Below are 25,608 nucleotides of genomic sequence, written 5' to 3' on the forward strand. Positions count from 1 at the left end.
AAGCACTGGCTCCGACGCGCCGTCGATTAGGACGGTTTCGTCCTGGACGTTCTGGTGCAAAGCCGCCGCAACGCCAAAGCGGCAAAGCGTCTGATTCGACTGGCGATCTGACTCGTCCTCTTTTCACGGGCTTGTTTACGGCCGAATGATCGACGCCCTTATTGCGGCTCGACAGGCCGCAAATTCAATGCAGGCCCAGTTAGGTCAGCGGATCGCACATTAGCGTGTTGAAGACTAGACGCCGGATGAATTCTGCCACGTCGGCCGGGCTGGTTTCGATCCCTAGCACGCGGCCGATCATCCGGTATTTCCCTTATCGCATTTATGGACCGGAAAGACGCCGAAGACTTGCGCAAAATCCTTGATATGCAGCGGTCCTTCGGAAGTGCGGTCAAAACGCTTGATGGCCAGCGCCTGCCTATTCAACTCGCCCATACTGTCTACTGTCGCGTGGAGAGACTGAGCTAGATCTCAGACTTGGGCGAACGAGCTTTTCGTGCGGCAGCGCGGGATCGGTGATCAGCCCAATCGAGGGCGAGCGGTCGCGCCGCCATCTGCATTGGCTGAAAGTCGCGGCTGATGGCCGGGTATCAACCAGCACCTCGCATTTGGCGCCGACGGGTCCACGTCGGAACCTCGAAGGTCAGCCCCTGGCCGATCATCGAGATCCGCTTGCTCCGACCGGTTACGCGCCCCGAGCTTGCGTGCGAGCATGTCTGGCCTAGTCACCGCCCTCGACACGCCGCTGCTGCACAACCCAAGGAGCCGCCACAATTGCGCATTCCAGCGGTTGACGTTCCAAGTGCCCCTCTCTACCTTTGCTCGTGCACAAAAGTGCTTTCGACTACCTTGCTGAAACAAACGAATGGTGAGTTAAGTGAAGGGAATCAAAGAGCTCTCGCATAGCGAAATCGAACATGTTTCCGGTGGCGCATCGGTTACCGGATCGGTCAGAGGCTACATTGACGGGGCTGCGGCGCTGGCTGGCGGCGGAGCCATGGGCTATGCCGCGGCAATCGGTGCCGGCGTCGGTCTGTCTGCCTTTGGCGTCGGCGCACTTGCTGTCGGCGCCGTCGGCCTTGGCGCTTACGGACTTTACCGGATCGCAAGAGCGGCTTGACCTTGCGGCAGGATCTGCTCGAGTTCTTCGCCTGCGGGCGGAGAACCATCTGAGACCGCCTAAACCTGAACGCGGACATTCCAGCTCATGGGAAATCGCCCCCTTGCTTTCAGCTAGCCGGTTCTACGCTGATCCTCACGCAACCTGGGGCTATGAGCCCAGCTTTGACGGCACGCTCGTGGCGTGGTGGGGAACGAAGCGCGGACGTCCGACCGTTTTCGTTGGCCGCACTGACAATAAGGCGCCCAAACCGTTTGTCAGTTTCGCCGGCTCGGTCGTGCATTTTTCCTGGCGATGCTACGAAAACCGCCTTCTGCTGACAGAAGGGGACCGTTTGCTTGAAGTCGACCCCATCAACCCGGACAAGCGCCTCGACGTCACGCCGCAAGGTCTGCAAAGCTGGCAAATCATAGCGGAGCCAAGCCATGCCGACGGTCGGCAGGCGGTCATCTCATATGATCGCACTCCAGCCTTTGCCGATCTTTTCGAAACCCACGCCGACGGTACGGGACGACGCCTGCTCGAGGAGAATTCCGGGCGCACCGAAAGCTGGCTTGTCGACGCAGATCAGCAGCCCTGCCTGCGGGTCGAGCGAGGCGATGACGGCATTCGACGCTACGTCGTAAGGCTCGCGGGCGATCGCTGGAATGAGCTTGCCGCACTGCGTCCCGACGAGACGTTGATCGTCTGGCGCGTGGACGCCAGCGCGACAAGGTATGAGGCCCTCTCGAACCGTGGCCGCGACAAGCTTTCCCTCGTCTGCTTCGATCCCAGCGCACACACGGAAACGACGATCGTCGGAAGTGAGGAGGTCGACGTTGTCGATGCGATCCGTTTTAATCCGGCGGAACCGACCGACCTTGTCGTCCTGCGTAACGGATTTCCGCAGCTGATACCGCTGAGCGAACGGGGTGCGGCTTTGGCCGAGCTGCTGGGCAACGCTGGCCGCCACGTTGATTTCGACATCACTGGTGCGTCCCGCGATGGCAATGTCATCGCCGCCTCGGTCTCCTTTGACGCCCAGCCGCCGCGGCCGATCCTCTACGATCTGAGGAGCAAGTCCGTGGTGAGGCTCGGGAAGACGCCACAGGCGCTTCCTGCTGCGACGACGGCACCTATCGAGATCCCGGCGCGTGACGGCGAAAAGCTGCCCGGTATCCTTACCCTGCCCGCCCGATCCGCGGGTCACATGCCCGCCGTCGTTATCGCTCATGGTGGCCCGGCAAAACACGATCGCTGGGGTTTTGACCGCGACCGGGCTTTTCTGGCGAGCCGTGGCTATGCCGTGCTCTCCGTCAATTATCGCGGCTCGACCGGCTTTGGAAAACGCTTCCAGGCGCTTGGCTTCCAGCAGTTCGGCCGCACCATTCAGGATGATATTGCCGATGCCGCGCACTTTTTGATCGAAGAGGGCATTGCCGCGCCGGGCCGCCTCGCCATTCAGGGCGAGAGCTTCGGCGGCACGATCGCAGCCCTAGCCATGTGCCGTGACCCGAACCTTTTCGCTGCCGCGATCCTCGACTACCCTGTTCTCGACCTGCCCTTCCAGATGTGGAACAATCCTGCCGCCTGGGCGCTATTCACCGACCAAGTGGAGCAATATTTCGGCAATCCTGCCAATAGCTCGGATGCTGCCGCTCTTAGGGAATTCTCCCCGACAAACCAAGTCGCGCGCGCACATGGGGCGTTCCTCCTGACTGCCGGCATAGCCGATCCAATCGTCGGCGTTGAGCAGACCATCCGATACGAGGCGGCGCTGAAAAAAGCCGGCCGACCAGTGACCTCGCTTTACTTCGCCGGCGAAGGACACGGCTATACGAACTGGCGTTCAAGACTCAAGCGCGCTCGCGCGATCGAGCTCTTTCTCGCCCGCTTCATCGGCGGAGAGGCGAAAAAATTCGATTGGCGGACGGCTCTCGCAAACTATTGGAAATAGGAAAAAAATGCAGGCGCATGCGGCTCCATACACGCTCTGCGCGTCAATTTCGCACTCCTAAAGGGTTGATGCTCGCACTGATTGCCCTAAACTAAAGTGCGTTCGCTGGAACCGGCGGGCTTCTGTTCACCTCGGAGGCACCTACTATGGCTGACGTTCAGAGTGTTAGCGCAGATTCGAACGACTACTACATTCTTCCCCTCGAAGATTTCGAGATTGATGCGGTCAACGGTGCGGGCTCATGGATGGGCCACGTCGACCGCGGCATGATTGGCGGCGCCTACGCCGCAGGCGGCACCTATGCCACGACGGGAAGCATCAGCAAGGCGGGAATTGCAGGCGGCGTCGGATTCGCCGCGGTCGCCACGCAAAGCGTCTACAATGGTGGTTTATCGGGTAGCGGCAATTCAAGCGGCCGCGTCATCTGCACGCATTTTTATCGGCGGGGCAGGCTTACACGCGAACTCTGGCGCGCGGATCTGGAGTTCACCTTCGCGAATTTGTCACCGACAACCATTCGCGGCTATCACTACTGGGCAATCCCCTATGTACGGCTGATGCGACGCAGGCCGCTCGCCGAACGAATCATGTATCCGTTGGCAAAAGCACGCGCCGAGGAGATCGCTTTTCAGGCAGGGCGCCGCAACAAAGGCTCCGTTGCCGGGAAGATCGTTCGCCTAGTCGGCGAGCCGATCTGCTATGTGATCGGCACCATGGTCGGACAGAAGGATTGGGCACCCCTCTGGGCCGAATCCCGCAAGGGCTGAAGGAGAGTTGCAATGACGCCACTCCTGCGCACCATCATCGGTGAGATCGGATTGTCTGCCGTGATTGCGGCGGCCTCCGTGATTGGTCTTCCCAAGCTCGTGGATCCCACGGCCGCTGCCAACTACCCCTTGGCAATCGCCATTTTCGTCCTGTGCTCGCTGAGCTTTGCGGGCTACGAATTCTTCACGCGGCAGACCTGATAGGTTCTGCACCGTATGAGGCCGGATAGCCGGCCTCAATTTTCGCTCCCTGGTTGACGATTTTCGCCGCCTGCCTAGCTCTCTGGGTAGTCCCGGCAGGAGGAACGTCGACAGGATGGCCAGCAGAACCCGCCCTCGGATCGGCCTACACCCGATCGCCACAACCTCGTCAAGCCGCGCATGACGCTCTTTCGCAGAGAAGCGCTTGAACAGCAGTCTCAAAGGCTCGCCGGCCCAGTCTCGATGGCCGTGCCGATGGGGTGGCATCTGACCGGCTATCTGATGGCGGCGGTACTTGTTGCTGTTCTAATTTTCCTGTCTACAGCAAGCTATTCTCGCATCGTCTCGGCCAACGGCGTGATCATGCCAGACAAGGGTATCGCAGCGGTCATCCCGCCGCGCTCGGGTGTCATCATGCAGATGATGGTTGGCGACGGTGATCAGGTGAGCGCGGGAGACGAATTGATTGCAGTCCGCTCGGAAGACTATCTCGTCAGTGGAGAATCCGCCTCTCAAAAAGTCGCCGAGATGCTGGAGCGTCAGAACGCCAGCATCGACGCGCAGCTTGCTGAGGTTAAGAACGACGAGGTCGCCCAGACAGAACAATTTTCAGCCCAGATCTCGGGTTTCGAGACGCAGATCATCAAGCTCGAAGGTCAAATCGCCCTGCAGCAGGATCTGATCAAATCGATAGAGAGCGATGTCGCGCGCATTCGCGGCCTGGTCAGCAAAGGCATCGTGCCGCAGCGCGACGTGTTGCTGCGTGAAGACTCCCTCACCGAACGGCGCCAGCAGATGGCGGTGATCGAAAGTACGCTTGCCGAGCGCCGTTCGGACCTTTCCGATGCCCAGCGCATGCTTGATCAAGTCAAGGCGAGGGCCAATGAAAAGACCGCGGCCCTTGAAGCCCAGCGCGAGGATGTCAATCGTGGCATGGCGACCAATGAACAATCGCGTGCCTATATTATCCGCGCTCCTGTCTCGGGAACGATTTCGGGGCTGACGGCGAAGATCGGCGAAGCCGTCAATCCGCAGCAGCCACTGATGAGCATCGTGCCGGAGCGGGCCGTGCTACACGCACAGCTTGACGTGCCCAATGCCGCCATTGGCTTCGTCCAGATCGGCCAGGACGTTCGCCTTGCGATCGACGCCTTTCCCTATCAGAGCTTCGGCACGGTCGGCGGCCGTGTCAGTAGCCTGTCGAAGAGCCCGGTCTCGCGTGGCGCCGATCGCGCCAACCTCAACTACCTCGTCAGGGTTGATCTCGATCGGCAGGATATAGTCGCCTATGGAAAGGAGCAGGCGCTGTTCCCCGGCATGACACTATCGGCTCGCATCGCCACTGCCCGTCAGTCTTTGCTTGAATGGCTCTTCGAGCCGCTTTATGCGCTGCAACGACGCTAGAGGACGCCTGTGAATAGCACCGCTCTTCAATCCGGATTTCTCTCCAGCGCCCGCGTGCGGCTGATCCGCCAAACCGAAGTTAGCGAATGCGGACTTGCCTGCCTTGCCATGATCGCTGGTTTTTACGGTCGAAGCATCGATCTTGCGACGATGCGGCGCCGCTTCACGCCGTCACTGCGCGGCGCGCCGCTTTCGAGCCTCATCAAGATCGCTGATCAGATCGGGCTGACACCACGCGCCGTCAAGCTTCCGCTGGAGCAGATCCCGAACCTTGCTCTTCCCGCGGTGCTGCATTGGGACATGAACCACTACGTCATAGCCGAGCGGGTTACCGGTGACCGGATTTTGATCCACGATCCGGCTGGGCGAACCGAATGGCTGCGGACGTCAGAGGTATCCGGCCATTTTACCGGGGTAGCACTGGAGCTTCGCCCGAACGAGACCTTCGAAAGAATGACCGAGCGCGAGACCCTGCGCTGGTCACAGCTTTGGAGCCATATCACCGGTCTTGCCAGCTCCTTCGTGCAAGTCCTGGTTCTAAGCCTGGTGCTGCAGGTGTATATACTCGCACTGCCCTATTACCTGCAGATCTCCATAGACACTGCACTTCCGGCCCTCGACCGTGATCTTCTGAGCGTATTAGCCATGGGTTTTGGCCTGTTCACGCTCTTCAACGCGGCAGCCACCTTCCTGCGCTCTTTCGTCATCCTGGCGGCGGGCTCGTCGCTCGGCTTCGGCATCGCCGCTAATATCGCGCGCAAGCTTTTCCGCCTGCCGCTCGATTGGTTCCAGAAGCGTGAGGTCGGCGATGTTCTCTCGCGCTTCCAGTCTGTGGCACCCATCCAAAAGATGCTGAGCGAAGGCATCGCCGCCACGCTTGTCGATGGCGTGCTGGCCTTGACGACGCTGGTCATCATGTTCTTCTACAGCGTCAAGCTGGCGCTCGTCGCCGTCACGGCCTTCTTCCTGTATTTCGTCGTGCGGTTCGTTTCTTTCTCACTGGAGCGGCGGGCTCAGGAAGGCAGCATCATCGCTCACAGCAAGGAACAGACGGCGCTGATCGAAACAATCCGCGGGATTCAGACCTTCCGCCTCTATAATCGGGAAAGTATGCGCCACAGCATGTGGCAGACGCTTTTGACCGATGCAGTCAATGCCAATATCCGCGTCTCGCGCGTCGGCATCTGGCAGAGCACGGCCAATGCGCTGATTTTTGGGCTCGAGAATATTGTGACGGTCTGGCTGGCTGTCGGCTTCGTCATGCAGGGCGGCTTCAGCGTCGGTATGGTCTTCGCCTACATGGCGTACAAGAGTCAGTTCCTGGAAAAGACCGGCAACCTCGTCGATCAGGCAACCGCTTTCTTCATGCTGCGCCTGCATCTCGAACGCCTTTCGGATATTGCGCTGGAACCCGACGACCGCAGCTTCGGCACAAGCGAAAACACCGTGACGGAACTGAAAGGCGCAATCGCCCTTAAGGGCGTCTCGTACCGCTATTCACAGACGGATCCCCTCGTCCTCTCTGGGGTCAACCTGACAGTTTCAGCCGGCGAACACATTGCCATTACCGGCCCATCGGGCTCGGGCAAGACGACACTGTTGAAACTGATGATCGGGCTCCTTGAGCCGAACGCCGGCGAGTTGATGATCGACGGCCTGCCGCTCAGCCAATTCGGCCACAAATCCTTTCACAATCAGATCGCTGCCGTTCTTCAGGACGACAATCTGTTTGCCGGATCGATCGCCGACAATATCGCGCTCTTCGACGAACGCCCAGACCAGGCCGCGATCGTCGCCGCGGCACAAGCTGCGGCCATCCATGACGAGATCATGGCCACACCGATGCAATATGAAACGCTGGTCGGAGACATGGGGTCGAGCTTGTCAGGCGGACAAAAGCAGCGCGTCCTGCTTGCGCGTGCGCTTTACCGTAAACCGAAGATGCTCTTTCTTGATGAAGGCACTTCGCACATGGACGTCGCCAACGAGGCCCGCGTCAACGCCTCTGTAAAGGCACTTGGAATTACCCGCATCGTTGTCGCTCACCGGCTGGAAACGATCGTCTCGGCCGACCGGGTGTTCTATCTCGACGACAATGGTCTCGCACCGGTCGAACGGAAACACCTGTTGCAGCCTTCGATGTCAGTGGAAGGTAGGAGCGGTAACGGCGGAGGCGCGAATGCCCATACCCCGTCGCACGCAATGGGCGTTTCGGCAAAGTGGCCGGCCGACTGACGACAGCCGGCAACAAACACTGACCGCACCTGCGCGGGGTCTGCACCTCCAACGTCCTGCGTGAAGTTAAGACGTACGATGTGAACGATATAAGCATTTGCCCATGTCTCTTCGCAGATTTTTGGAACTTTGGAAGATCGTCCGGTTGGCACGCCCCTGGAATGGGTGCAATGTGCTTCGGATCTGTAGCCTGGCTCGGCGGTAAACGACCATGCCGACCTCTCGAAACCGAGGTGCCGTCGACCGACAAGGCTAATATCTTCGAACACCAATCTAGCGAATTGGGCTTTGTGCATGTCTATAACCGCAGTAATTTCTTTTCATGACGGAGTTGCAGCCGAGCAGACCATGGCCAGCAAGTTAGCTACCTGATCTGGTCGGTTTGGCGACTGATAATGGTCGTCGCCTTCGCCTTGAGATCCCACCAGGGGTGAGTAGCGGCCTGCACGGTGGCAGAGTGAGGTCGCTAAAACTCTCTGGAGGCCAACCATGCCGATGACAGCAGATCAATCTCGAGCGCAGACCACTACTCTCGTCGATCTTGGCGCAATCTTCGTCTTGTTGGAATTAAGCAAGTCAACATAGCTGGTGACCGCTCTGTTACCAGGCAGCAAGAAAATGTCCCGCTACACCATCAGCGGAGGCGATATCGCCGGTTTGTTTGCATGCTTTGCAGCACTTCGCCAGAAGGTCAAACGGCGAAAGAACACATAGCCGACGGGAATTGATCGTTCTCTTTGTTAATGCTGCTAACGCGATGTCGCCTCTGCGTAGATGGGCCTTAGATCCCGCAATGCATTATCGTTTCGAGCCCGTCGCCCAAGCAACAGGCGGCCGAAGCCGCCCTGCGCCTTTATGAATTCGTTAGGCCGCACCTGGCCGATCGATCGTCAGGAAGTGGCGGACGACAGGCTTGTCCGCTCCGGCATGATAGGCGAGAACCTTGCCTTGGAGATCGGCGTCGGCGTTCGACACCCGCTTGTGCTGGCGGAGATGCTCGGCCCAGGATTCCACCATGAACCACTCGACGATCTTCTCCGGGTCGGCCGAGTCCTCGGTGACGCCCCAGCCATAGGCGCCGTCGCGACGACGCTCCTGAGAGAGCTGGTCGAGGGCGTGCAGGAATTCGCTGCGGTGATGCTTCTCGACCTTGTATTCGATCAGGATCAGAACCGGGCCGCGGTCATGGGCGACGGGTTCGGCCACAAGAGGCTCCGGCCAGTGGTTCGAAGGCACCAGGTCGGCTTCGCCTGCCGGTAGTTTCACGCGGTACATGACGAAGCCCGCGACAAGCAGACCTGCCGCGCCAATGAGCAGTGTGGACTGGATGCCGGCAGCCTCGCCGACGGCGCCCCAGCCGAGGCTGCCGGCCGTCATGGCGCCGTTGAAGACTGTCAGGTAGACGGCGAGACCGCGACCCCGCACCCAGTTGGGCAGAACGGACTGGGCAGTGCCGTTCAGAGTAGTGAGGGCAGTGATCCACGCGGCACCGAGAAATAGGAGCACGACGACCGCGACGATCTTTGGCGGCGCAAGCGCAAGAACGCCCATGACCCAAGCGGTTACGACAGCGGCGCCGAGAAGCAGGCCGTCGGAGTTCAGGCGTTCTCGCAGCTTCGGCATCACCAAGGCCCCGCCGATCGCGCCAACGCCGACTGCGCCAAGCAGGATGCCGTAGAAGCTGGCGTCACCTCCCAGCAGTTGCCGCGCTACGAGTGGCAAGAGCGCCCAGACTGCGCTGGCAAAGGCGAAGAAGATCGTGGCGCGCAGAAGGACGACGTGTAGCGGTCTACTGGAGCGGGTGTATCGAAGTCCTGCACGGAATGCGCCGAAGAAGTTTTCCTGAAGCGCGTCACTTGCGTTCTTGGCGCGCGGCCACCAGAGAAGGGCGGCGATGACCACGATATAGCTGGCGACGTCCGCACCATAGGTTAGCCCGGCTCCGAAGGCAGCAAGAAGCAGCCCTCCGGCCGCAGGGCCGATGGAGCGGGCGATGTTGATGCCGAGCGAGTTGAGCGCGACCGCGCTTTTGACGTCCTCGCGCTTCACCAGCTCCGGCACAATAGCCTGCCAGGTCGGTCCCATCAGCGCGGCCCCGATGCCGCCGAGGAAGGTCAGGCCGACCAAGGCGCTGACCGAGAGCATACCTGTCTGGGACAGAACCATCAGCGATATGCTCACCGATGCCAGCAGAACCTGGACGGCGATCAGGAACTTACGGCGGTCAAGGATATCGGTGAGGACGCCTGCGGGAATGGCGAGCAGGAAGATCGGCAAAGTCCCTGCCGCCTGAACCAGAGCAACTGCGGCTGGCGACGCCGAGAGATCCGTCATCAGCCAGGAGCTTGCGACGTCGCGCATGAAGCTTCCGGTATTGCCCAGAACGGTTGCGGCCCATAGAACCGCGAAGACGGGCTGTGCAAGAGGTGCGAAGGTGCCCCCGGACGACTTGGCGGTGCTCATTTGCCTGCTCCCTTCGTGAGGTCGTATGCGGCGACGAAAACGAACGCGCCTGCGAGACCGAGATGTTCGAAGAAGGCGTTAGTCGTCATCATGCGCTCCATGCCAGGCGACATCTCCCAGAAGCGCAGCGCGACGAAGGTGGCGAGGACGGTAAAGCCAGCAAGCGCAAGAGCCCCCGCCCAGCGCAGGAAGCCCGAGAGGACCATCATGGAGCCCGTCAGTTCGAAGACGATGACGGCCACCGCAAAGAAGGCTGCGGGGTGCAGACCAAAATGATCCATCTCCGCGAGCGCACCGTCGAAGTCGGCGATCTTGGTGAGAGGCCCCTGAATATAGGCGGCGCAGAGCGCGAGGAGGGCCGCCCTCCGCAGGGCAGGTGCCGATGCGATGTCGGTGAGAAGCCCGCGTGTTTTCGGATGTGAGTTGATGGTCATCGTTGCTCCTGCAGTCTTAGCCGTCGGTTCGAGCGGCATTTGGTGTTCGTCTGATGGAGCGATATTGTCAGAACCACCCGCTCTAACAATTGCATCAATCGTTTCCATTTAATTGCAGCAATCGCAATTATCTGCAGATGGCGGAAACGGAAATGGGCAGCCGTTGCAGCGGCTGCCCGTTCGGTTTACTCATTATGAGATCGCGTCAGACTGCCCAGCAGGAGCATCCAAGAGCGCCGAAGAAGCCCTTGAGGTCCGCGATAGGAAGCTTCGACGTCCAGGCACCGGCATGGTCGTGACCATGCACGCCGCAGTCGCTGGCGCAGCCACATGTGGAGATCGCCGTACGTCGCAACGATCGCGCTCCGGCACCTTCCGGCTCGCCCCAGGCGGCGTATCCCCCGAACTTGCGCACCGGCGACCAGTCGGGCATCGCAGGCGGGATATCGTTTTCGTCGAGGGCCTTGAACTCGCCCGCGCCGTAGACGATCTTGCCGCCCACCATGGTCAGTTCGGAGACGAGGAAGGAGATCTCGTCCTCGGCGCAGGAGAAGAAGTCCTTGTCCGGCACGACGAGGTCGGCAAACTGGCCCTTCTCGATGCGGCCCTTCTTGCCCTCCTCGTTGGAGAACCATGTAACCTTTTCCGTCCACATGCGAAGCGCCGTCTCGCGATCAAGGCAGTTGACGCGGGGATAGAGCTGCATGCCGCCGACTGTCTTTCCGGTCACCATCCAGGAGAGCGATACCCATGGATTGTAGGAGGCGACGCGGGTGGCGTCGGTGCCCGCCGAGACATGCACGCCCTTATCAAGCATCTTTCTGATCGGTGGCGTCGCCTCTGCCACGCCATGGCCGTAGCGCTCGACGAAATATTCGCCCTGATAGGCCATGCGATGCTGGGTCGCGATCCCGCCTCCAAGGGCTGCGATCCGGTCGATGGACCGGTCGGAGATCGTCTCCGCATGGTCGAAGAACCAGTTCAAACCTTCGAGCGGGATGTCCTCGTTGACCTTCTCGAAGACGTCGAGCGAGCGTGAGATGGTTTCGTCGTACGTGGCGTGCATGCGCCAGGGCCAGCGATTTTCCGCAAGGACTCGAACAACCTCCTCAAGTTCGCCTTCCATCTCCGGCGCCATCTCCGGACGCGGCTGCCGGAAATCCTCGAAATCTGCCGCCGAGAAGACCAGCATTTCGCCAGCGCCGTTGTGGCGGAAATAGTCGTTACCCTGCTTGTATTTCACAGACTGCGTCCAGTTTAGGAAGTCCTGCTTCTCTTCTTTGGGCTTCTGGGTGAAGAGGTTGTAGGCCAGACGCACCGTCATCTGGTTCTCATCGGACAGCTTTTGGATGACCTCGTAGTCGTCCGGGTAGTTCTGGTAACCACCGCCCGCGTCGATCACGCCCGTCACGCCGAGGCGGTTGAGTTCGCGCATGAAGTGGCGTGTCGAGTTGACCTGATAGTCAAGGGGCAGCTTCGGCCCCTTTGCGAGCGTCGAGTACAAGATGCCCGCGTTCGGCTTGGCGAGCAGCAAGCCGGTTGGATTGCCGTTGGCGTCACGTGTGATCTCGCCGCCGGGAGGGTTGGGCGTATCGCGCGTGTAGCCGACCGCCCGCAGCGCCGCCCCATTGAGGAGCGCGCGGTCGTAGAGGTGAAGGAGGAAGACGGGCGTGTCGGGTGCGACCGCATTGATCTCCTCGATCGTCGGCAGGCGCTTCTCGACGAACTGGTGTTCGGTGAAGCCGCCGACGACACGGACCCATTGCGGTGCCGGGGTGATCGCCACCTGGCGCTTGAGCATGTCCATCGCGTCGGCCAGCGAGCGGACACCATCCCAGCGCAGTTCCATGTTGTAGTTCAACCCGCCGCGCACGACGTGGGTGTGGTTGTCGATCAAGCCCGGCAGAACGCGCTTGCCTTTAAGGTCGACAGTCTTCGTATTCGATCCGGCGAGCGCCATGATCTCGGCATCGGTGCCGACTTCCAGAAACAAGCCGTCCTTGATGGCGATCGCGGTAGCGTTCGGATTGGTGCGGTCGAGCGTGGTGACGCGCCCGTTGTGGAGGATCAGGTCGGGATGCATGGTGTCTACTCCGGTCTGCTTGGGATCGGCGGCTTTTGCCGGGGAGAAGAGGTTTGAGAACGCCAGACTAGACGCTCCGCCCAGAAAGGATCGGCGCGTCGTCATCAGCTCCGCTCCTCTACATTCGTCGCTGCCCGTTGGGCAACGTCGACCTGCTCGTTGCCCTTGGGGAGGTGACCGAACATATGCGGCTTGATCTGGTTGATCCACGAGACCGCCGCGGGTTTCCTGCGCCAGCAGCGTCTTGGCGAAGGGGATGAACTGCTCGCCGACCAGAATGCCGAGCAGGCCGACGAGCGCGATGACGGGTGGCGCAGGCGAGCGAACGTTCAGAAGGCTGTAGACGATTCCAACGAGCAGACCCGCGCCGAGCGACATGAGATACATTTTCATTAGACACCTTTCCGATTCGAAGCCGCTCCGGCGGGTTGCCGGAGCGGCGGGGAGAACATTACTTCGCCGGGTTCGGGCCGATGCGCTTGCCATGTTTGACGCGTTCTTCCGCGCCATGAACCATCGTATAGGCATAGTCGATGCCCATGCCGTAGGCGCCGGAATGCTCCTTCACCAGCGTGGTGACTGCGTCGTAGGTCTCCTTGCGTGCCCAGTCGCGCTGCCATTCGAGCAGGACCTGCTGCCAGGTGACCGGGATCACGCCTGCCTGCACCATGCGGTCCATGGCGCGGTTATGGGCTTCCACAGAAGTGCCGCCGGAGGCGTCGGCAACCATGTAGATCTCGTAGTCCGGGACGTCGTTGAGAGCGGAAAGCGCGAACGTGGTGTTGCAGACTTCCGTCCAGAGACCGGAGACGACGATCTTCCTGCGGCCGGCGGCGGCGTTCTTAGCCAGCGCGTCGCGGACGTTCTGATCGTCCCAAGAATTCATCGACGTCCGTTCGAGGATGTCGTTCTCAGGGTAGACCGCAAGCAGTTCGGGATAAGTGTTGCCGGAGAAGGACAGCGTCTCGACCGTGGTGATAGTGGTCGGGATATCGAAGATCTTTGCTGCCTTGGCGAGGCCGACGACGTTGTTCTTCAGCGTCTGCCGGTCGATCGACTGGACGCCGAACGCCATCTGCGGCTGCTGGTCGATGAAGATGAGCTGGCTGTTTGCCGGGGTCAGGACTTCGAGCTTGGACATGGTTCTCTTCCTCTTGGTTGCGGCCCGCGAACGGCGCCAAAATCGATAGCGGCGGTCGGGAGCTTCCGGGCCCGCTTGCCCGTTTCGCTCGCCGTCTTGGCTGCTGAAATCGAACCTATCGCCACATGCGCCGACGATGAATTGCAATAAATATGTCGAATGAATTGCGGAAAACGAAATAGTCCGGCTGCCGGGCGCGGCCTCCCCGCATGGCAAGAAGGGCCGCAACCCTTTCGGATCGCGGCCCTTCTTCTGCGGCTAGGGCTGGAGGTGCGGCTACGCAGCCAGCGGGACAAGATTGGACTCGATCTCAGCGCGGAATTCCTCATACCGGCTCGGCAGCTTGAGTGCCTCTCCGAGATGGGCGGTGTCCTCGTCGCGATCGAAGCCCGGCTCGTTGGTGGCGATCTCAAACAGCACACCGCCCGGCGTGCGGAAGTAGATGGCCCAGAAGTAGTCCCGGTCGATCACGGGCGTGACCTGGTAGCCAGTATCCATCAACGCCTTACGGACTTCGAGCTGCTTCTCGCGGTTGTCGACCGCAAAGGCAATATGGTGGACCGAACCCGCACCCTGCCGGGCGAAGGGCGTCTTCGGCAGGAGCTGCAGATCGATCGTGTCGGCGCCGTTTCCGTTCGGAATGACGAAGCGCGTCACGTCGCCCTCCTTCTCCGCGCGCTGATAGCCCATGAAGCCGAGCAGTTCCTCGGTCGCGGCCGTATCATGCAGACTGAAGCGGGCTCCTGCAAAACCGCGGATCGCCGCGTCGTCCGGGATGCCGCTGCCCAGCCAGGGAGACGAGCGGTGATCGTCGGCCGACTCGATAAGCGCGAGGCTGTCGCCGTCAGGCCCCATGAACCGAAGCCGGCCCGCCCCGAAGACTGCGCCCTTTTCAAGTCCATCGACGCCTTGCGCAGAAAGGCGGTCGTGCCAGAACTTGAGCGATCCCTTCGGCACGGAAAACTGCGTCTCGCCCACCTCGCCGACGCCTGGACGGCCGAGCATCATGTTCTGAAAGGGGAAGTACGTCATCACCGTCCCCGCTGATCCTGTCTCGTCGCCGTAGTAGAGATGATAAACGCTCGGATCGTCGAAGTTTACCGTCTGCTTGACGCGGCGCAGGCCGAGCGTCTCGGTAAAGAAGCGATTATTCTGCCGCGCGTCCGACGCCATCGACGTCACGTGGTGCAGTCCCTTGATGTCCTTGATCATGTCGATGCCTTTCAGTCAGCACGGATGTTTGTTGTGTGAATCGAATGTAGGTCCGTTGATCGCCCGGCATAATTGCAATACTTATTTCGACAGAATTGCTGAAAGTGAAACAATCACATGAACGACTACAAGGCGCTTCGAACATTCCTGCTCGCTGCCGAGAAGCGGAACTTCGCCCAGGTTGCCCGCGAACTCGACATGACGCCTGCGGCCGTCACCCGAGCCATTGCCGCTCTTGAGGCGGAGCTCGGCGTCCAGCTCTTCGTGCGCACCACGCGGCAGGTGTCCCTGACGACGGACGGTGCGATCTTCGCGGCCCAGATTCAGCCCGCGGTGAAAACACTGGAGGATGCCCGGCGCGAGGTAATGAATGCTCATAAAGCGGAAGAAGGGCGCCTCAGGATTAGCGCGCCGACCTGGTTCGGCAAAGTCGTTCTGCCGCCTATCCTCTCCGGCTTCAAGGAGAAGTATCCGAAGATGTGCTTCGAGATTTCGCTCTCGGACGGTCTGGTGAATATCGTCGACGACGACTACGACCTGGCTATCCGTATCTCGTCACAGCCTTCCGACAAGTTCACCATCTGGAGAAAAATCCGTGTCGTTCCACGCATCCTCGTCGCGGCGCCCGGCAGCCGCTTCGTCGATATGTCGCACCCTCATGAGCTGACGCCTGACGACTGCCTGGCCTATAGCGGAGAAAGCAGGCGCGAGAACTGGGTATTGTCGGACGGCGGGTCGAGCATTGCGATCTCGGCCGGACGTGCCTTCAGCGCCAACAGCGGCGAGGTTCTCGCGGACATGGCTGCCGACGGGGCCGGCGTCGCCCTCCTTCCGGGCTTCAATATCGCTGACCACATCCGTAGCGGACGCCTTGTTCACGTCTTGCGTGGATGGGCGCCGCCGGATCTATGGCTGACCCTCTACTATCCGCCTTACCAGGCTCTTCCGCCGCGTATCGCCTCCTTCTCCAAATTCTTCGAGGAACAGGTGGCGGCGCACATGGTCATGCTGGATTGATGGCTGGCGGTAGAGCTTCAAGCCTCGCCGCGACGAGCTTTTGCAACTGCCAAAGGCTGCGGTCGAAGATCTGGCGTTCCGCCAAATCAACAACCGTGCGATGCAGATATTCCGCACAGGACCCAGCCGGTCCGCATGCCTGCGCAATCAGTGCGGCGGCCTCATTGAGGGGCACCTTGTCGGTAAGTGGCGACTGCTTCGGGCTTGCCCAGAACGTCAATGCGCGACGGATTCCTGTCCGTGTCTTGACCGTGACCCAACGCACCATATCGCAGACTTCGACATACCGGATTTCGCGCGCCAGAAGCTTTCGAAGATCCTCCTTCTTCGTCGCGCACGGTAGCTTGAGAATCAAACCGGAGCAGCTTCCTCCTGGCTGAAGCGCCAGCATCAGACCCGGCGCATCCGAGGTGGCGCGGAGCCGCTCAATCCTGAGCGAGAAAGCACGATGCCATCCAAAAGCGACGGCATTTTCTATGCCCGCCACTTCAAATCCAGGGTTCCACATCAGTGAGCCATAGGCGAATACCCATATTTCCTCTTCGCCAGCTTCCTTCTCTACTCGGCCGACAAGTTGGTCGAGTTGCTCGGGCGAGATGGGCGTCCAGTTTGGCTCCGGGCCTTCTTCTTCGACAACTCGAAGGGTCCTGGAAACCAGGTCAGAAGTGAGATGCAAGTTAGCTGGCGATCTCATTGTCGTGGAGGATGTTCTCGGCATTGGGAAAACCATTCTGATAGCAACGCCGCCGAAACGTTTTCGCACCGGCGGCTTTTTGAGTGGCTTCTGTCTTATGGGGCGGCCGGCACGTCGACGACGGCGCGGAACGTGATCTCGACGATCTGTTCGGGAAAGGCTAGCGCGCTAACCCCGATCAGATTGCTTGCGACCGGCGGCGTGTCTGTGCCGTACATCTCCTTGCGAATTTTGGATCCGGCTGCGAATGCGCTCGGAACATCGAGGACGAAAAGCGTCTCTTCGACAACGTCATCGAGAGTGGCGCCGAATTCGGCGAGTAGCTTCTTGGCGTTGACGTATGTCTGACGGATCTGCCCTTCCATCTGCGTGAAGTCAACGGGCCGGCCTCCAGCATCGAGAACGGCTGGTGCGACGAGCTTGCCGTCTGCGTCGTGGCTCAACTGTCCGGATACGTAGATCGTGTCCTTGACCCGGACAGCCTGAGCGTAGCCAAAAGCCTGCTCCCAGGCGACGCCGTGGTTTGCGATTTTCTTTATAGGGGTGGTGGTCATGATCAGTCTCCAATCGTAAGGGAGCGCGATCTGCGCGCGTGAGATTAGATTTTGAAAGAGGGTGGATACGGGAGAACCGCACCCTTCGACACGCCGATTAGGACTGGACGAATGCCAGGAGATCTGCGTTCAGCACATCTGCATTGACGGTCAGCATGCCGTGCGAAAAGCCCGGATAGGTCTTCAGCGTGCCCTTCTTCAGCAACTTGATGGACTTTCGAGCCGAGTCCGCGATCGGAACGATCTGGTCGTCCTCACCGTGCAACACGAGGGTCGGCACGCCGATCGCCTTCAAGTCGTCGGTCTGGTCGGTCTCCGAGAAGGCCTTGATGCCATCGTAATGCGCCTTTGCACCGCCCATCATGCCTTGACGCCACCAGTTCTGGATCACGCCTTCATGCACAGTCGCGCCATCGCGGTTGAAGCCGTAGAAGGGTCCTGCCGGAACATCGCGGAAGAACTGCGCGCGGTTGGCCGCAAGTGAGGAGCGGAAGCCATCGAAAACTTCCATCGGCAGACCTTCCGGGTTTGCTTCGGTCTTGACCATGATCGGCGGAACGGCAGAAACGAGTACTGCCTTGGCAACGCGACCGGAAGGTTCGCCATGCTTGGCGACGTAGCGGGCAACTTCGCCGCCGCCGGTGGAGTGGCCGATATGGACGGCATTCTTCAGGTCCAGCGCTTCGACGACTGCGAAGGCGTCGGAAGCATAATGATCCATATCGTGACCTTCCGAGACCTGAGCAGAGCGACCGTGACCGCGACGGTCATGTGCTACGACGCGGTAGCCCTTGGAGAGGAAGAACAGCATCTGCGCATCCCAGTCGTCGGACGAGAGCGGCCAGCCGTGGTGGAAAACGATTGGATGGGCATCCTTCGGGCCCCAATCCTTGTAGAAGATTTCGACGTCGTCCTTGGTGGTAACGGTTGCCATTGTCTTGTTTCCTTCGATTCGGTTGTTGGCGGGCGCAGCATTGGCAGCGAAGCTGAATGCGGGTGACATAGTCATCGCGGCGGCTGCGCCTGCGGTCAGCAAAGCGTCCCGCGTGTCATGGAAAAAGTGGTTTCGGTCATTTCGCGTCCTGCGATGTTGTGAGTGACAACTTCAGGCGACGCTGTGTGCGTCTGACAGGCTGATATTGCCGTCAGATGCGGCCACTCACAATTGCGGGAATAATCTCGAATTTATTGCAACATTTGAAATAATCGGAGCAGTGAAACCCGACACTTCAAGGCGTCAGCGGAGCTGCAACCAGAATCTGCCGGAGATGTCTGAGGCCTCTCCGCCAAGTACCCGTCTTTCGCGTTGAAAGAATGCGAACCGTCGGCGTCCTCATTTCTGAATTGACGCTCGTGCCTTGGCTTTAGAACAAGCTCTGTCGGCAGATCGACGCATCGTTGAGCTCCCGCAGTCTGAACATCAGGATCACGAAATCGAATGAGGAAGGCAGGAAACCAACCGCTTCATAGAAGGCCCTGCGTCATCGAAAATCGCATGCACCCGACCGCCACGAGTTCCAAGTATCTCGGCGGCACAGATCAAGCGCAGACCAGCGTCGCGCGCTAACGCCCTGCCGATATCACGCCCCTGATAGGATTGGTCAACGGCACAACGCGTCCAAGCGCGGCGGCTGATATCGGATCAGGCACGTTGCGCCGGAACAGCTGTGTTTTCGGCAGCTATACCGCGCCAGAAGCGGGCGCGAAGGCATAGGTGCATTTCTCCGACCGGCAGACGCAGAACCGGCTCGACGCTTGGGACGGACATATCGATAGCGCCATGAGCAGGACGGCCTGACACCGCCCGGCTCTTTCTCTGCGGTGGTGGTCCGCCCCGGTCAGGTCACCGTACTGAGCGTTCGCGCAATCGCATTGCGCCAGCCGACGATCCTCGCCTGCCTGTCGATATCAGTCATATCAGGCTCAAAGCTACGGTCGCTCGCCCAGGCGCGGGCAAAATCATCCTGGCCCGGCCAGACACCGGCCTTCGATCCGGCAAGCCAGGCAGCACCCAGCGCCGTCGTCTCTAGTGTCGCTGCCCGGTCGACGGGGCTGGAGAGGATGTTGGCGAGGTGCTGCATGGTCCATTCGGAAGCCGACATGCCGCCATCGACGCGCAGCACGGTTTCGATTGGATGATCGCCCCAATCGCTGCGCATCGCCACCAGCAGATCAAGGGTCTGATAGGCGACCGATTCCAGGACGGCACGCGCCAGTTCCGCCGGGCCGCTGTTGCGTGTCAGACCGAAGATCGCGCCCCGTGCCTCCGGATCCCAATAGGGAGCGCCGAGCCCGGTAAAGGCGGGAACGACATAGACCCTTTGCTGCGGATCGGCTCTATCAGCGAGCGCGCCGGTTTCCGATGCTTTGTCGATGATGCCGAGCCCGTCGCGCAGCCACTGCACAGCAGCACCGGCAATGAAGATCGATCCTTCCAGAGCGTAGGTGGTCTTACCGTTCAAACGGTAGGCGATGGTGGAAAGCAGCCGATTCTTTGAGTGCACGCGGTCTTCACCGGTATTCAGAAGGGCAAAACAGCCTGTGCCGTAGGTCGATTTCACCATGCCCGGTTCGAAACAGGCATTGCCGATCGTCGCGGCCTGCTGGTCGCCCGCGACTCCGAGGATCGGGATATCTGCGCCGAAGATGTCAGGATCGACCGTGCCAAAATCGTCGGCACTGTCCTTGACCTCGGGCAGTAGCACCCGCGGGATGCGCAGGATCTCGAGGAGCTCGTCGTCCCATCGGTTCTCGGCGATATTATAGAGCAGAGTTCGCGAGGCATTGGTCGCATCGGTGACGTGCATGCGCCCGCCGGTCAGCTTATAGATGATCCAGCTGTCGATCGTACCGAAACAGACCTCCCCGGCTTCGGCACGGCCACGCAGTCCCTCGACATTGTCAAGCAGCCAGCGCAGCTTCGTGCCGGAAAAATAGGGATCGAGCAGCAGGCCGGTCTTGGCGGTGAAGAGCTTTTCGTAGCCATCGACTTTCAGGCGGTCGCACATCTCGGCCGTGCGCCTGTCCTGCCAGACGATCGCCTTGTGAAGCGGGCGGCCGGTGGCCCTTTCCCAGACGACCGTCGTCTCCCGCTGGTTGGTGATGCCGATGGCGGCAATCGCAGACGGTGCCAAACCGCTTTTTGACACAGCGTCCCGCGCCGTCGAAAGCACTGTGTCCCAGATTTCGTCCGCATCGTGCTCCACCCAGCCAGTCTGCGGGAAATGCTGGGTAATTTCGGTCTGGGCCGATGACGCGATCCGCATCCGAGGGTCGAAAATGATGGCTCGTGAGGATGTCGTGCCCTGGTCGATGGCAAGGATATGGCCGCTCATGACATCTGTTTCCTGCGCAGCAGCCATCGTTCCGCCGGAACGGCAGCTCTGTCCCCGTTTATCAATATGGAAATGGAAGACGGCCGGGCGGCGGGCGCCCGGCCGATTTAAGGCTTATTTCTTGGCGTCGGCCCAGCTCTTGACGAGCTCGTCATAGTTGACGGTGATGGCCTTTTCCTTCTCGTTCTCGATCTTCAGCTGCGGCGCGAGGTTACCCTTCTTCACTGCATCTGCGTTCCAATAAGCGAGGTCATGCTCTTCGGCGAGTTTCGGGCCGATATCGCCCTGAACCTTGGCGCGTTCCAGGCGCTGGAGCACCTTCTCCTGTTCGCCGCAAAGCGAATCCATGGCTTCCTGCGCGGTCTTCGCGCCGGAAGACGCATCACCGATTGCCTGCCACCAGAGCTGTGCAAGCTTCGGATAGTCCGGAACGTTCGTACCGGTTGGCGTCCATTGGACGCGAGCCGGAGAGCGGTAGAACTCAATCAGACCGCCGAGCTTGGGAGCGCGCTCCGTGAAGCTCTTGTCGCGAATGGTGGATTCGCGGATGAACGTCAAACCAACGTGGCTCTTCTTCACATCTACCGTCTTCGACGTGACGAACTGCGCATAGAGCCATGCCGCCTTGGCGCGATCGACCGGCGTCGACTTCATCAGCGTCCAGGAACCGGCGTCCTGATAGCCGAGCTTCATGCCGTCCTTCCAGTAGACGCCATGCGGGGATGGCGCAAACCGCCATTTCGGCGTGCCATCCTCGTTGACCACCGGCAGACCTTTTTTGACGAAGTCGGCGGTGAAGGCCGTGTAAGTGAAGATCTGCTGTGCGACCTCACCCTGGGATGGGACGGGGCCGGCCTCGGAGAAGGTCATGCCCTGTGCCGCCGCCGGCGCGTAAGCCTTCAGCCAATCCAGGTACTTCTGGATCGAATAAACCGCTGCCGGACCGTTGGTATCGCCGCCCCGCGCGACGCACGAGCCGACCGGCCGCGAGTTCTCGTCGACCTTGATGCCCCATTCGTCGACCGGCTTGCCGTTCGGAATGCCCTTGTCGCCATTGCCTGCCATGGAGAGCCAGGCGTCGGTGAAGCGCCATCCGAGCGATGGGTCCTTCTTGCCGTAGTCCATGTGGCCATAGACCTTCTTGCCATCGACCTCGCGGCCGGTGAAGAATTCGGCAATATCCTCATAGGCCGACCAGTTGACCGGCACGCCGAGATCGTAGCCGTATTTCGCCTTGAAGTCCGCCTTGTTCTTCTCGTCGTTGAACCAGTCGTAGCGGAACCAGTAGAGGTTCGCGAACTGCTGGTCGGGCAGCTGATAGAGCTTGCCGTCAGGCGCCGTGGTGAAGGACTTGCCGATGAAGTCGTCGACGTCGAGGCCGGGATTGGTGACATCCTTGCCTTCATTGGCCATCCAGTCGGTCAAGCTACGTGCCTGCTGGTAACGCCAATGCGTACCAATCAGATCCGAGTCGTTGATGTAAGCGTCGTAGATGTTCTCTCCCGACTGCATCTGCGTCTGCAGCTTTTCAACGACGTCGCCTTCGCCGATCAAGTCGTGGGTGACCTTGATGCCGGTGATCGCGGTGAAGGCAGGAGCCAGTACCTTCGATTCATATTCATGCGTCGTCAAGGTTTCGGAAACGACCTTGATGTCCATGCCGGCGAATGGCTTCGCGGCATCGACGAACCACTGCATTTCCTTTTCCTGGTCGGCGCGGGAAAGCGTCGAGAGATCGCCGACTTCCTTGTCGAGAAACGTCTTGGCCTCGTCCATGCCGGCATAGGCCGATGCTGTCATCGCCAGCAGCAAGCCTGCTGTCGTCGTCAATAAGTGCCGTCGCATAATATCCTCCCAGGGTTTGCGATTGCAGTTTTCACGTCTCAGGCGGCCAGTAACCCCCGGCCATCTGTATCACCTTGGCATCACACGTAGCGGAACACACCGATGGCGTAGATCACTGAGATGCCAAGAGCCCACCAGAGGCCGGGTCCCACGAGACCCAGCCATGCAAGATGAATGAATGCTGCGCCGAGCAGCGAAATGAAGAGCCGGTCGCCGCGCGTCGTCTCGAAACGCAGCAGCCCGATGCGCGGCGAACCGCCCGGCGAAAAATACTCCCAGACGCTCATGGCAATGAGCAGTGCCAGGATCGTCAGAAAGAACAGCGCCGTCGGCAGCGTCCAGGCCATCCACGAAAAGGTCATCTCCGGTCCTCCTCAGACGCGGCCCAGGGCAAAGCCCTTGGCGATGTAGTTGCGCACGAAATAGATGACGAGCGCGCCGGGAATGATGGTCAGCACCCCGGCCGCAGCCAGCACGCCCCAGTCCATGCCGGCCGCAGATACCGTGCGCGTCATGATCGCAGAGATCGGCTTTGCGGCTGTCGTCGTCAGCGTGCGGGCAAGCAGGAGCTCCACCCAGGAAAACATGAAGCAGAAGAAGGCGGCCACACCAACGCCACTGGCAATCAGCGGCATGAAGATCTTCACGAAAAAGCGCGGGAAGGAATAGCCGTCGATATAGGCCGTCTCGTCGATCTCCTTCGGCACGCCGGACATGAAGCCTTCGAGAATCCAGACGGCCAGCGGCACGTTGAACAGGCAATGCGCCAGGGCAACGGCGATATGCGTGTCGATCAGACCGAAGGCGGAATAGAGCTGGAAGAAGGGCAGCGCGAAGACGGCCGGCGGCGCCATGCGGTTGGTGAGCAGCCAGAAGAACAGGTGCTTGTCCCCAAGGAAGCGGTAGCGCGAGAAGGCGTAGGCCGCCGGCAGCGCAGCCAGCACGGAAATAACCGTGTTCATCGCCACGTAAATGATGGAATTGATATAGCCGTTATACCAGGACGGATCAGTGAAGATGATCGCATAATTCCTGAGCGTCGGGCTCTGCGGCCAGAGCGAGAAGGCGCCGGTAATCTCGGCATTCTCCTTGAAGCTCATGTTGACCAGCCAGTAAATCGGCAGCAGCAGAAAGAGAATGTAGATCGAAGTGACGACCCAGGAGAGGTTTCCGGCGGGCTTGAATTTCATTGTCGAAACCATGGATCTCTCCTTTCTCAAGCGTTGGCATCGCTGCTGGTCATGACCGTGTAGAAGATCCATGACAGCAAGAGGATGATCAGGAAGTAGATGATCGACATCGCCGCAGCAGGACCGAGATCGAACTGGCCGACGGCCATCTTGACGAGGTCGATCGACAGGAAGGTTGTCGAATTGCCAGGACCGCCGCCGGTAACGACGAAGGGCTCGGTATAGATCATGAAACTGTCCATGAAGCGCAGCAGCACGGCGATCAAAAGCACGCGCTTCATTTTCGGCAGCTGGATGTAACGGAAGACGGACCAGCGCGAGGCGCCGTCAATCTTGGCGGCCTGATAATAGGCATCGGGGATCGAGACGAGGCCGGCATAGCAGAGCAGCACGACGAGGCTCGTCCAGTGCCAGACGTCCATGACGATGATGGTGATCCAGGCGTCGAGCGGGTCGCGCACGTAGTTATAGTCGAGCCCGATCGCTTCCAGCGTATGGCCGAGCAGACCGATATCGACGCGGCCGAAGACCTGCCAGATGGTGCCGACGACATTCCACGGGATGAGCAGTGGCAGCGCCATCAGCACCAGGCAGACCGGAACGCCAATACCCTTCTTCGGCATGTTCAGCGCAATGAAGATGCCAAGCGGAATTTCGAGCGCCAGGATGATGACGGAGAAGGCCAGGTTACGCTGCAAGGCGTCCCAAAAGCGGTCGGAGGTCAGGGTCTGCACGAACCAGTCCGTACCGGCCCAAAAGAATTCGTTGTTGCCGAACGTATCCTGAACTGAATAGTTGACGACCGTCATCAGCGGGATTGCCGCGGAGAAGGCGACGAGCACCAGGACCGGCAGAACCAGAAACCAGGCCTTGTTGTTCCAGGTCTTTTCCATGGGCCTTAAGCCTCCCTGCCGACACGCCAGGAATCGGCGTAGATGCTGATGGCCGCGGGATCGAAACTGATCCGCGCGTCCTGCGGGATTTCCGCGTCCTCGGTCATGACGATCGCCAGCGGCTGGCCGGCGAAACGGGCACGGACGATCTTCTGCCGGCCGATATCCTCGACCTTGAGGATCGACACGGGCATGCCATCGCGACCCAGCCGGATGAATTCAGGGCGGATGCCGAGTTCCACCTTGGCTGCCCGTGACGTGTCGGGCGCGTAGTCGAGATCGATCGTTTCCTCGCCGATCCGGACGCTGGAGCCAGCGACCTTGGCGGGCATGACATTCATGCCGGGCGAGCCGATGAAATAGCCGACGAACGTATGGCTCGGCCGCTCGAAAAGCTCGGCAGGCGTGCCGATCTGGACGATCTCGCCATCGTACATGACAACCACCTTGTCGGCGAAGGTCAGCGCCTCGGTCTGGTCATGCGTGACATAGACCATGGTGAAGCCGAACTGCTTGTGCAATCGCTTCAATTGCGAGCGTAGCACCCATTTCATATGCGGATCGATGACCGTCAGCGGCTCATCGAACAGGATGGCGTTGACATCGTTGCGCACGAGGCCGCGGCCAAGCGAAATCTTCTGCTTCTGGTCGGCGGTCAGCCGCTGCGCCTTGCGCTTGGCCCAGCCGGTGAGGTCGATCATCTCGAGGATCTCGCGTACCCGCCGGTCGACTTCCGGCTCGGCGACGCCGCGGTTGCGCAGCGGAAAGGCGAGATTGTCGTAGACCGTCATCGTGTCGTAGATGACCGGAAACTGGAAGACCTGAGCGATGTTGCGCGCCTGCGTCGAAAGATCGGTGACATCGCGGCCATCGAAAAGGATGCGCCCGTGCGAGGGCTGCAGCAGCCCGGAAATGATGTTGAGCAACGTGGTCTTGCCGCAACCGGAGGGACCGAGCAGCGCATAGGCGCCGCCATCATTCCACTCGTGGTCGACTTCCTTCAGTGAATAATCCTTTTCAGTCCTCGGATTGGGTCCGTAGGCGTGGCGGATATGGTCGAGCGTGATACGTGCCATTGAGACCT

At 60.2% G+C, this 25,608-nt stretch carries 21 protein-coding genes and 2 pseudogenes; 8 read left to right on the forward strand and 15 right to left on the reverse strand.

The genetic code is table 11. The features are described 5' to 3' along the window. Positions 1–99, forward strand: a pseudogene (locus tag FHT92_RS29335) (DDE-type integrase/transposase/recombinase); the annotation flags it as partial. A 118-nt stretch (positions 100–217) separates the two neighbouring features. On the opposite strand, the pseudogene FHT92_RS29740 reads toward FHT92_RS29335, so the two are convergent. Continuing rightward, positions 218–435: pseudogene (locus FHT92_RS29740) on the reverse strand (HipA domain-containing protein); the annotation flags it as partial. A gap of 442 nt (positions 436–877) precedes the next feature. Between FHT92_RS29740 and FHT92_RS17220 the strand changes: the two are divergent. The 6 genes from FHT92_RS17220 (at position 878) to FHT92_RS17245 (ending at position 7,663) form a co-directional block, all read left to right on the forward strand. Then, entirely contained in the window at positions 878–1,120 is a 243-nt protein-coding gene (locus tag FHT92_RS17220; protein WP_183827513.1) for a Blp family class II bacteriocin, read from the forward strand. 103 nt (positions 1,121–1,223) lie between these two features. After that, positions 1,224–3,056, forward strand: a complete 1,833-nt coding sequence (locus tag FHT92_RS17225; protein WP_183827516.1) for an alpha/beta hydrolase family protein — start codon at positions 1,224–1,226, stop codon at positions 3,054–3,056. 146 nt (positions 3,057–3,202) lie between these two features. Continuing rightward, positions 3,203–3,823: a hypothetical protein gene (locus tag FHT92_RS17230; RefSeq protein ID WP_183827518.1), complete on the forward strand. Its 621-nt coding sequence runs from the start codon at positions 3,203–3,205 to the stop codon at positions 3,821–3,823. Between the two features lie 12 nt (positions 3,824–3,835). Then, positions 3,836–4,024 (forward strand): hypothetical protein, encoded by a 189-nt coding sequence (locus FHT92_RS17235; RefSeq protein WP_183827521.1) that lies wholly within the window; start codon positions 3,836–3,838, stop codon positions 4,022–4,024. Positions 4,025–4,204: 180 nt separating this feature from the next. Beyond that, on the forward strand, positions 4,205–5,428 hold the full coding sequence (locus FHT92_RS17240) for an HlyD family efflux transporter periplasmic adaptor subunit (protein WP_246735502.1): 1,224 nt from the start codon (positions 4,205–4,207) through the stop codon (positions 5,426–5,428). Between the two features lie 9 nt (positions 5,429–5,437). After that, positions 5,438–7,663 carry a peptidase domain-containing ABC transporter gene (locus tag FHT92_RS17245; RefSeq protein ID WP_183827524.1) on the forward strand — a complete coding sequence of 742 codons (2,226 nt, stop codon included), beginning with the start codon at positions 5,438–5,440 and terminating at the stop codon, positions 7,661–7,663. An 864-nt stretch (positions 7,664–8,527) separates the two neighbouring features. On the opposite strand, the gene FHT92_RS17250 is transcribed toward FHT92_RS17245, so the two are convergent. The 5 genes from FHT92_RS17250 to FHT92_RS17275 all read right to left on the reverse strand — a co-directional run bounded on the left by FHT92_RS17250 (position 8,528) and on the right by FHT92_RS17275 (position 14,996). Further along, a complete protein-coding gene (locus tag FHT92_RS17250) occupies positions 8,528–10,126 on the reverse strand; it encodes an MFS transporter (protein ID WP_183827527.1) in 1,599 nt (532 codons plus the stop codon). Beyond that, complete coding sequence (locus FHT92_RS17255; RefSeq protein ID WP_183827530.1) at positions 10,123–10,560, reverse strand: DoxX family protein; 438 nt, start codon at positions 10,558–10,560, stop codon at positions 10,123–10,125. Before FHT92_RS17255 ends, FHT92_RS17250 begins: the two co-directional genes overlap by 4 nt. 205 nt (positions 10,561–10,765) lie before the next feature. After that, complete coding sequence (locus FHT92_RS17260) at positions 10,766–13,036, reverse strand: DUF1427 family protein (RefSeq protein WP_246735503.1); 2,271 nt, start codon at positions 13,034–13,036, stop codon at positions 10,766–10,768. A gap of 58 nt (positions 13,037–13,094) precedes the next feature. Beyond that, positions 13,095–13,784 carry a hydrolase gene (locus FHT92_RS17270; protein WP_183827536.1) on the reverse strand — a complete coding sequence of 230 codons (690 nt, stop codon included), beginning with the start codon at positions 13,782–13,784 and terminating at the stop codon, positions 13,095–13,097. Between the two features lie 276 nt (positions 13,785–14,060). Continuing rightward, positions 14,061–14,996, reverse strand: a complete 936-nt coding sequence (locus FHT92_RS17275) for a VOC family protein (RefSeq protein ID WP_183827539.1) — start codon at positions 14,994–14,996, stop codon at positions 14,061–14,063. Between the two features lie 117 nt (positions 14,997–15,113). On the opposite strand from FHT92_RS17275, the gene FHT92_RS17280 reads away from it, so the two are divergent. Further along, positions 15,114–16,013 carry a LysR family transcriptional regulator gene (locus FHT92_RS17280; protein WP_183827542.1) on the forward strand — a complete coding sequence of 300 codons (900 nt, stop codon included), beginning with the start codon at positions 15,114–15,116 and terminating at the stop codon, positions 16,011–16,013. Here FHT92_RS17280 and FHT92_RS17285 read toward each other — a convergent pair. From FHT92_RS17285 to FHT92_RS17325, 9 genes are all read right to left on the reverse strand, one after another. Next, positions 16,000–16,731: a gamma-glutamylcyclotransferase gene (locus FHT92_RS17285; protein ID WP_183828471.1), complete on the reverse strand. Its 732-nt coding sequence runs from the start codon at positions 16,729–16,731 to the stop codon at positions 16,000–16,002. The two genes, FHT92_RS17280 and FHT92_RS17285, sit on opposite strands and share 14 nt — an antisense overlap. Positions 16,732–16,802: 71 nt before the next feature. Continuing rightward, on the reverse strand, positions 16,803–17,261 hold the full coding sequence (locus FHT92_RS17290) for a Rid family hydrolase (protein ID WP_183742062.1): 459 nt from the start codon (positions 17,259–17,261) through the stop codon (positions 16,803–16,805). 97 nt (positions 17,262–17,358) lie between these two features. Next, the gene (locus FHT92_RS17295; RefSeq protein ID WP_246735504.1) at positions 17,359–18,195 is read right to left on the reverse strand and encodes an alpha/beta fold hydrolase; all 837 of its coding nucleotides are present in this window, start codon (positions 18,193–18,195) and stop codon (positions 17,359–17,361) included. A gap of 904 nt (positions 18,196–19,099) precedes the next feature. Next, entirely contained in the window at positions 19,100–20,596 is a 1,497-nt protein-coding gene (gene glpK / locus FHT92_RS17300) for a glycerol kinase GlpK (protein WP_183827548.1), read from the reverse strand. A gap of 114 nt (positions 20,597–20,710) precedes the next feature. Next, positions 20,711–22,441 (reverse strand): ABC transporter substrate-binding protein, encoded by a 1,731-nt coding sequence (locus FHT92_RS17305; RefSeq protein WP_183742054.1) that lies wholly within the window; start codon positions 22,439–22,441, stop codon positions 20,711–20,713. An 80-nt stretch (positions 22,442–22,521) separates the two neighbouring features. Further along, positions 22,522–22,803 (reverse strand): DUF2160 domain-containing protein, encoded by a 282-nt coding sequence (locus FHT92_RS17310; RefSeq protein ID WP_183742052.1) that lies wholly within the window; start codon positions 22,801–22,803, stop codon positions 22,522–22,524. A 12-nt stretch (positions 22,804–22,815) separates the two neighbouring features. Next, positions 22,816–23,643 carry a carbohydrate ABC transporter permease gene (locus tag FHT92_RS17315; protein WP_183742050.1) on the reverse strand — a complete coding sequence of 276 codons (828 nt, stop codon included), beginning with the start codon at positions 23,641–23,643 and terminating at the stop codon, positions 22,816–22,818. Between the two features lie 14 nt (positions 23,644–23,657). Continuing rightward, the gene (locus FHT92_RS17320) at positions 23,658–24,524 is read right to left on the reverse strand and encodes a carbohydrate ABC transporter permease (protein ID WP_183742048.1); all 867 of its coding nucleotides are present in this window, start codon (positions 24,522–24,524) and stop codon (positions 23,658–23,660) included. Between the two features lie 5 nt (positions 24,525–24,529). After that, positions 24,530–25,600, reverse strand: coding sequence for an ABC transporter ATP-binding protein (locus tag FHT92_RS17325; RefSeq protein ID WP_183827551.1), 1,071 nt, complete (start codon positions 25,598–25,600; stop codon positions 24,530–24,532). Positions 25,601–25,608: the final 8 nt, after the last annotated feature.

Origin of the sequence: Rhizobium sp. BK377 (assembly GCF_014193935.1) — a bacterium.
Classification (GTDB): domain Bacteria; phylum Pseudomonadota; class Alphaproteobacteria; order Rhizobiales; family Rhizobiaceae; genus Rhizobium.